The sequence below is a fragment of the Vibrio sp. 10N.261.51.F11 genome (assembly GCF_041471665.1).
Lineage (GTDB): Bacteria > Pseudomonadota > Gammaproteobacteria > Enterobacterales > Vibrionaceae > Vibrio > Vibrio crassostreae_C.
Genome location: NZ_JBFROW010000025.1, coordinates 310,870 through 319,093, shown reverse-complemented (window position 1 = coordinate 319,093; position 8,224 = coordinate 310,870). Strand labels below are relative to the sequence as shown.

Annotated in this window: 5 protein-coding genes; 3 read left to right on the top strand and 2 right to left on the bottom strand. The window is 45.0% G+C overall.

The genetic code is table 11. The features are described from left to right. Positions 1-96: 96 nt before the first annotated feature. Positions 97-708 carry a YtjB family periplasmic protein gene (locus AB4351_RS09605; protein ID WP_076655999.1) on the bottom strand — a complete coding sequence of 204 codons (612 nt, stop codon included), beginning with the start codon at positions 706-708 and terminating at the stop codon, positions 97-99. Between the two features lie 109 nt (positions 709-817). Here AB4351_RS09605 and serB point away from each other — a divergent pair, with 109 nt between their 5' ends. Beyond that, on the top strand, positions 818-1,798 hold the full coding sequence (gene serB / locus AB4351_RS09600; RefSeq protein ID WP_017058828.1) for a phosphoserine phosphatase: 981 nt from the start codon (positions 818-820) through the stop codon (positions 1,796-1,798). Between the two features lie 122 nt (positions 1,799-1,920). On the opposite strand, the gene AB4351_RS09595 is transcribed toward serB, so the two are convergent. Continuing rightward, a complete protein-coding gene (locus tag AB4351_RS09595; RefSeq protein ID WP_017058827.1) occupies positions 1,921-4,266 on the bottom strand; it encodes a PilZ domain-containing protein in 2,346 nt (781 codons plus the stop codon). A gap of 161 nt (positions 4,267-4,427) precedes the next feature. On the opposite strand from AB4351_RS09595, the gene radA reads away from it, so the two are divergent. Together radA and fusA are read left to right on the top strand one after the other, a co-directional pair. Further along, positions 4,428-5,807, top strand: coding sequence for a DNA repair protein RadA (gene radA, locus AB4351_RS09590; protein ID WP_017058826.1), 1,380 nt, complete (start codon positions 4,428-4,430; stop codon positions 5,805-5,807). Between the two features lie 234 nt (positions 5,808-6,041). Further along, positions 6,042-8,129 carry an elongation factor G gene (gene fusA, locus AB4351_RS09585; protein WP_017058825.1) on the top strand — a complete coding sequence of 696 codons (2,088 nt, stop codon included), beginning with the start codon at positions 6,042-6,044 and terminating at the stop codon, positions 8,127-8,129. Positions 8,130-8,224 lie beyond the last annotated feature (95 nt).

Genomic DNA, 8,224 nt, shown 5'->3' with positions numbered 1-8,224 from the left:
TTTACGGGGTCACTTCATTGCTGCCTGAGCGTCGGGGCTTTTTATTGGATTGCTGTATTTATTCTGAGTCTAGTATTTATTGTCAGCCTAGTGTGTTTATGAGCTTACATTTTTCAATAGTAAGTTCTCACCAGACTTAGTTGGTCTTCTGCGAATCAGCATGATGAACAACACGCCACTCACAAACCCCATCAACACCATACCGATCATGTAGCGATCACTTTTGCGGTAGTGGTGATCAGAAATCGCCGTCATCTTACCGGTTTCAAAAGTCACTCGAATAAAGCCGATGATCGTTTTCTCTGGAGAATAAATAGGTTCAACTAACTGTTGTCTGCCGATACTTGCTGTTGAAAGTGGTGTATCTAAGCCAAGAACCTCACGTACCGAGAGGGCTTTTTCGCTCGAAGCCAGTCGAATACCCTCTGCATCATAGATGGTGGTATCGAACACCAGTCGGTCTTGAGATAGCTGGTTAGTCAGATCAAGCAATCGCTCTTGGTCTTGTTGCGTGATCATCTTGCTGGCTGAAAGTGATGCCTGAGAGATAAGCAGCTTGGTAAGAGTTTCCAACTGTTTTGCTTGGATCTTCTCGTTACCTTTACTGATAACGACCGTATTTTTAATCGTTACAACGAACATGGTAGCCAACAAAATGAGGGCTAGCATTCGTAAAGCGTTACGTATTGAGAACAATGATTCATTCATGTTTCACGAAGCCTGAAATAAACAAATGTTATGATTAAGACATATTGAGACTTGCGTTTTCAAATTGCAATAGGTTAACGTTTAGCATAGTTAATTAGGAATCATACACATGGACGCTCAGAAATATCTGCCGATAAAAAGGCATACGACATTATTAACTCGACTCCCCGAGACTCGTTTCGCTTCTCAACTCGCTAAATCCAAGGCCAATTGGATTGTGTTTGGTGAGTACCTATCTCCACAATCTTTCGATGACATCGACTTTTTCACTGGCACTTACAACACCATCCTCGATACGTGGAAGGTTGGGCATTATGAAGTGGCTTTGATGTCAGGCAATCTAACGCCAGCACACGAAGAAATCCTCCAAGCGCTAAAGCTTGATTATGCTTGCCTTAGCGAGGTCCCAGACTTATCTAAGCCAGGTTTGATCGTGATGGATATGGATTCCACAGCGATTCAAATTGAATGCATCGATGAGATTGCCAAGCTAGCTGGAGTGGGAGAGTTAGTCTCTGAAATCACAGAACGAGCAATGCAAGGCGAGCTCGACTTTGAACAGAGCCTACGCCAGCGAGTAGGAGCACTGAAAGGTGCGGATGAATCGATATTAGAGCAAGTGCGTCAGTCATTGCCATTCATGCCAGACTTGGTCGGGCTGGTGAATACTCTAAATAAGCTTGGCTGGAAAACGGCGATTGCATCAGGCGGTTTTACTTACTTCTCTGACTACCTGAAAGATACCCTTGATCTAGACCATGCTCAATCAAACACGCTTGAGATCGTCAACGGTAAGTTGACGGGTGAAGTCTTAGGCGATGTTGTTTCGGCGCAGACCAAAGCGGATATCTTGGTAGAGTTGGCTGAAGAGTACGAATTGGAACTACATAATACCGTTGCCGTTGGTGATGGTGCCAATGACTTGGTGATGATGGGCTCTGCAGGTTTAGGCATTGCCTACCACGCAAAACCAAAAGTAGAGCAGCAAGCTCAAACTGCTGTTCGTTACGCAGGTTTAGGCGGTGTGCTGTGTATCTTGTCGGGTGTATTGGCTAAGCAACAGAAGATCAGCTGGCAAGCGAAACCTTAGGGGCTCTACCTAAGTGCTATTGGCTATGTATCTTATTTAGCAATAGTGGCTCAGACACAAAAAAAGCAGGCTATCAGCCTGCTTTTTCAATTTTCATGCTTAAGTTAATACGCCACTCGAGGCTAGCGTGTTAGCTCCAATCGAATCAGCACTTCATCGGTAATGTCCTCTATCTCGCCATAACCGATAAACGCCGTCACCTCATTCTCTAGCTTCTTAGCTTGATGCATACTGATGCGTGAAAGCTCTTCTAAATCCGACTGGAATAAACTCGTTAGCGGATTAAAGATAGGTGCCGTGGTGACTCGCAATACATACACATCACCTAAGTGCTGCGCTTTCTTGATGAATAAGATGCGTTCCTTTGCTGAGGCGAAGTCTTTGACCAACTTGGTGTGTACCGACTGGATTTTGTCGCCAAACTTCACTGCAGCAATGTACACGTCATGATGCTTAGGCTCCGCACCTTCAATTCTTTTTAGTGGCTCAGCCAACAGTGAGTTGGTGTGACCCTTGAAGATTGGCTCGAGTGAGAACTTTTGGTTGTGACCAAGTTTAGCAAGTAACGTTAGATGCTTATTCAGTGGGAAATTCACACCAATGATCTTACAGCGCAGCGTTGAACTTGGCTTATCAATGAATATTGGGTTACTGACCATCTTGCTCAACAAAATGTTGTGCAGTGATTCGAGTAGCGAATGTGTTGGCAGTATCTCTTGCTTCTTAATCAGCTTACTTTGGTTTTGATCGATAAGCCCATTAAGGAAAGCGATGGTACGCATTGTCTTGGCGTTCTCGGCAATAACCAACTGCACGTTGCGACCATTCGGACTCACTCGAATTACGTGGTAAGGCACTGTGCTCAGTGGCAGGTTCTTGTCATAGAGCTGCAGTTCATTGAAGTTCACTAATACCGGATCATTAATCTTGAGTACCATTGGGTGTTCAAGGCTAATGCTCAGTCCACGCTTCGAAATATCTAAGGTGTGTCCGTTCGCCGCTGTGCCATCTTGTGATGTAAGTTGCAACGGTGACTTAAATTGGTATCTCGGCTCTTTACGACGAGTCTGAGAGTCAAAGTAGATGCTTTGAATATTGCCGACGACAGTACGCGGGTGACGGAAGCGGTTCAATTCACTGCTTGGAATGCGTGGCTTTTCACTCAGAAGATAGTCCGCCGCACTTTCGTGATCGCCAATCTCTTGCAAGATTCCGCAATGCGTCAGTTGAGCTGAGCTTTGAGCCAGCGTATCCGAGTGTTTAGCTAATGCTTGTCGCTCAGTGTCTGAAAGTTCGAAAACCGAGAACTTGAACGCCTTCCAACTTTTACGTTTGCCACCGATGTGCCAGAACAGCTGTCTTTGTTCACGAGAGGCTTCAGGCAGCATCATTGAATAGAACAAGGTCTTGTTTTGGTGTTCATGGGTAAAAGAGTAGATAACGTTACTGGTTCCCTTCACTCCTGGTTTCGCCAACAGGTTCATACGTTGCTCGTTGAACAGGGTACCCAGCGCTTGTTGATTTCGTTCGTCGTGCCAATATTGCCATAATGGATGGTTGTTATCCGTCAGTAGGGCAAGCTTTAGTTCGCTGCCGCTGAAAAACAAGGGTAGGTTACAAGTATGCTTTAGATAGGTATGTTCGATTCCTCGAGTACGAGTTCGAATAATCCTATCTTGATTCTCATGGCTGGTTTTCTTACTGGTGCTATTTAAAGACTCATCGAGTAAGCGAGCCACAATATTGTTGTCGCTTACCTTGATGGTTCTTAGAAATTTGACCGCGTTGTTCTCATAAGATTCGTCGATACCCAAAACACGAAATTCAACCGCTTGGTTAACATCGTTTTCTTGGGACTTTTCGATAAGCTCTGAGAACTTAACGCTGATGATCTCGCCGAGGTTGTATCGAAAGGCGCTCGGTACTTTGAACTTTGCACCCGACGGGGAGATATCAACCGTTACACCATGTAGGCTTTGCCCTTTCGATGTGGTGATCTCGACCTGCGAGCTAATCTTGAGTCTGTTCTCTTGGCGTTTTAAGTCGTAACCTAGGTTAATAGCTTCCGCTTCGTACGGGCTATTGGCGCTAGTAATGTCGTGGTTACCTTGAGAAGATGTTTTAACAACGCTCAGAGGCTGAGTTCGCGGAGTCATTACTAACTCCCATGCGCCTTCTGTGTAACCTTTAAACTTTTTCGTACCACGTTGATATGCGTTTAAAGCGATATCATCGAGCCAGTGCTTACGGCCATCGAGAGTGAACTGACGACACTCATTATCAATACGCCCGCGTAAATCAATGCTCTTTGTACACGGAGCCATGATACGATTCAGTTCCATTTTAACGAGCAGCTTCAGAGACGGCGATTCCCCTTCTGTCATTTGAGAAAGAAGGAATTCGAAATCTTCGGCGTGGTAGGCCGGGATAAGACGTTCTGCTACAGATAGAATTTCAGATTGCTGCATACTTTTCTTGTTAGAATGGACGGTGCATTTATGTTATCGACTAGTTTAAATCGATCTTTAAGTATAAGTGGTATGACTGCAACGTTTATTTTCACCCGTACGGTCAAATAAGTCACAAATTGACAACATCATTGTGTAACTGAGTAAATTATTGAGGTTTTATGGCTAAGGCAAAACGAGCTTATGTGTGTAATGACTGTGGTGCTGACTTTCCACGTTGGCAGGGGCAGTGCAACGCATGTGGTGCTTGGAACACGATTACAGAAGTTAGGTTAGCCGCTTCACCTCAAGTAGCGCGCAATGAAAGATTATCTGGTTATGCAGGTGCAGTAACAGAATCGAGCGTTCAGACATTATCTGAAATTAATCTACAAGAAGTACCACGCTTTAGTAGTGGCTTTAAAGAGCTAGACCGCGTACTTGGTGGTGGTGTCGTACCGGGTGCTGCGATCCTGATTGGTGGTAACCCGGGTGCCGGTAAATCAACGCTGCTATTACAAACCATGTGTCAGCTTTCTTCTCAATTACCGACTCTCTATGTAACCGGGGAAGAATCTCTGCAACAAGTCGCGATGCGTGCGTCTCGACTTGGATTGCCAAAAGAGCACCTAAAGATGCTCTCAGAAACGAACGTGGATAAGATTTGTCAGGTTGCAGAAAAAGAACAACCTAAGATCATGGTTATCGACTCCATCCAAGTTATGCACGTTGCGGATGTTCAATCTTCTCCGGGCAGTGTTGCACAGGTTCGTGAATCGGCAACCGCATTAACGCGCTACGCAAAACAGAATAACGTTGCTGTGTTCTTAGTTGGACACGTAACTAAAGACGGCACCTTAGCAGGGCCAAAAGTACTTGAGCACATTATTGACTGTTCTGTTTTATTAGATGGCGGAACCGATAGCCGTTTTAGAACGCTACGCAGCCACAAAAACCGTTTTGGTGCAGTGAATGAACTGGGTGTGTTTGCGATGACAGGCCAAGGGCTAAAAGAAGTCAGCAACCCATCCGCTATCTTCTTGTCTCGTGGTGAAGAAGAAACCTCGGGCAGTTCTGTCATGGTGGTGTGGGAAGGGACGCGTCCACTTCTTGTCGAAATCCAAGCGCTGGTGGATTATTCACAGCTGGCTAACCCACGTCGCGTCGCTGTCGGCCTAGAGCAAAACAGGCTTTCTTTGTTATTAGCGGTGCTGCATAAACACGGCGGCTTACAAATGGCTGACCAAGATGTGTTTGTGAATGTCGTCGGTGGTGTTAAAGTAACCGAAACCAGTGCTGATCTTGCGTTGGTGATGGCTCTACTTTCTAGTTTCAGAGACCGCGCATTACCAAAAGATGTGGTGGTATTTGGAGAAGTAGGCCTAGCGGGTGAGATTCGACCTGTACCGAGCGGACAAGAGCGTTTAAATGAAGCATTTAAACACGGCTTTAAGAAAGCGATTGTACCGGCGGCTAACATGCCTAAAGGTGGCATTCCAGGAATGCAGATCCACGGTGTGAAAAAATTATCGGAAGCAATTAATGCTTTTGATGAGTTGTAATTGAACTCACTTCAGCTACTCTATACAGCAGCAATTCAGCCTAACCTTAACGCCGATTAGGCTTTAGGTTAGCACTATAATTAACAATCATTTAGATTGTTACTACTGAGTGCCTTTTTCTATATGTTAGAAAAAGGCAAAGTTTTTTAGTCCCAAATGCATGCAAAGCTATCAGTCTTCACAGATTGTGATATACTCTGCGCGCATTTTATATCCTATTAACAGAGTAAGACAATGGCAGATTTATCGAAATACAGAAACATTGGTATTTTCGCGCACGTTGATGCGGGTAAAACAACTACCACTGAGCGTATCCTTAAGCTAACTGGTCAAATCCACAAGACTGGTGAAGTACATGATGGCGAATCAACGACTGACTTCATGGAACAGGAAGCTGAGCGCGGTATTACTATCCAATCAGCAGCTGTAAGCTGTTTTTGGAACGATCACCGTCTAAACGTTATCGATACTCCTGGACACGTTGACTTCACAGTTGAAGTATACCGTTCTCTTAAAGTTCTTGATGGCGGTATCGGTGTATTCTGTGGTTCTGGTGGTGTTGAACCTCAATCAGAAACTAACTGGCGCTACGCTAACGAATCAGAAGTATCTCGTCTGATCTTCGTTAACAAACTAGACCGTATGGGTGCAGACTTCTACAACGTTGTTGACCAAGTTAAAAACGTTCTAGGTGCAACTCCTCTAGTAATGGTTCTACCAATCGGCCGTGAAGACGAGTTCGTTGGTGTTGTAGACCTACTAAGCCGTAAAGCATACGTTTGGGATGACACTGGTCTTCCTGAAAACTACGAAATCAAAGATGTTCCAGCGGACATGGTTGATGACGTTGAGCAATACCGTGAAGAGCTAATCGAAACTGCTGTAGAGCAAGACGATGACCTAATGGAAGCTTACATGGAAGGTGAAGAGCCTTCTATTGAAGACGTTAAGCGTTGTATCCGTAAAGGTACTCGTGATATCGCATTCTTCCCAACGTTCTGTGGTTCTGCGTTCAAGAACAAAGGTATGCAACTTATCCTTGATGCTGTAGTAGATTACCTACCAGCACCAACTGAAGTTGACCCTCAGCCTCTAATGGATGAGAACGGTGAAGAAACTGGCGAACACGCTATCGTTTCTACAGATGAGACTTTCAAAGCGCTTGCATTCAAAATCATGGATGACCGCTTCGGTGCTCTAACTTTCGTTCGTATTTACTCTGGTAAACTGAACAAAGGTGACACGATTCTTAACTCATTCACTGGCAAGACTGAACGTGTTGGCCGTATGGTTGAGATGCAAGCTGATGACCGTAACGAACTAACTAGCGCTCAAGCTGGTGACATCATTGCGATCGTTGGTATGAAGAACGTGCAAACTGGTCACACTCTATGTGATCCTAAGCACCAAGTAACGCTTGAGCCAATGGTATTCCCAACTCCAGTAATCTCAATCGCTGTATCTCCAAAAGATAAAGGCGGTTCTGAGAAAATGGGTATCGCTATCGGTAAAATGGTTGCAGAAGATCCATCTTTCCAAGTTGAGACTGACGAAGAGACTGGCGAAACTATCCTGAAAGGTATGGGTGAACTTCACCTAGACATCAAGGTAGATATCCTTAAGCGTACATACGGCGTTGACCTAACTGTAGGTGCTCCTCAAGTTGCTTACCGTGAAACTATCACTCAAGCAATTGAAGATAGCTACACGCACAAGAAGCAATCTGGTGGTTCTGGTCAATTCGGTAAGATCGATTACCGTATCAAACCAGGCGAAGCAGGTTCTGGCTTCAAGTTCAACTCTGTAGTTGTGGGCGGTAACGTTCCTAAAGAATTCTGGCCTGCAGTTGAGAAAGGCTTCGCATCTATGATGGAAAACGGCGTACTAGCTGGCTTCCCAACTCTAGACGTTGAAGTTGAACTTTTCGATGGTGGTTTCCACGCAGTCGATTCATCTGCTATCGCATTTGAAATCGCAGCGAAAGGCGCATTCCGTCAATCTATGCCTAAAGCTGGCGCGCAACTTCTTGAGCCAATCATGAACGTTGACGTGTTCACTCCAGACGATCACGTTGGTGATGTTATCGGTGACCTTAACCGTCGTCGTGGCATGATCAAAGATCAACAAGCTGGCGTTACTGGTGTTCGTATTAAAGCTGACGTACCTCTTTCTGAGATGTTCGGCTACATCGGTCACCTACGTACTATCACTTCTGGTCGTGGCCAATTCTCTATGGAATTCGCACAATACGCACCATGTCCAACTAACGTTGCTGACGAAGTGATTGCAAAAGTTAAAGCAGAAAAAGAAGCTGGTAAGTAATTAGCCCTTTTCTCAATTAGCTAAAAAAGCCCCGCAAGTGAAAGCTTGCGGGGCTTTTTATTGCTTGTAACATACTGCGAGATGCGAGATGCGAG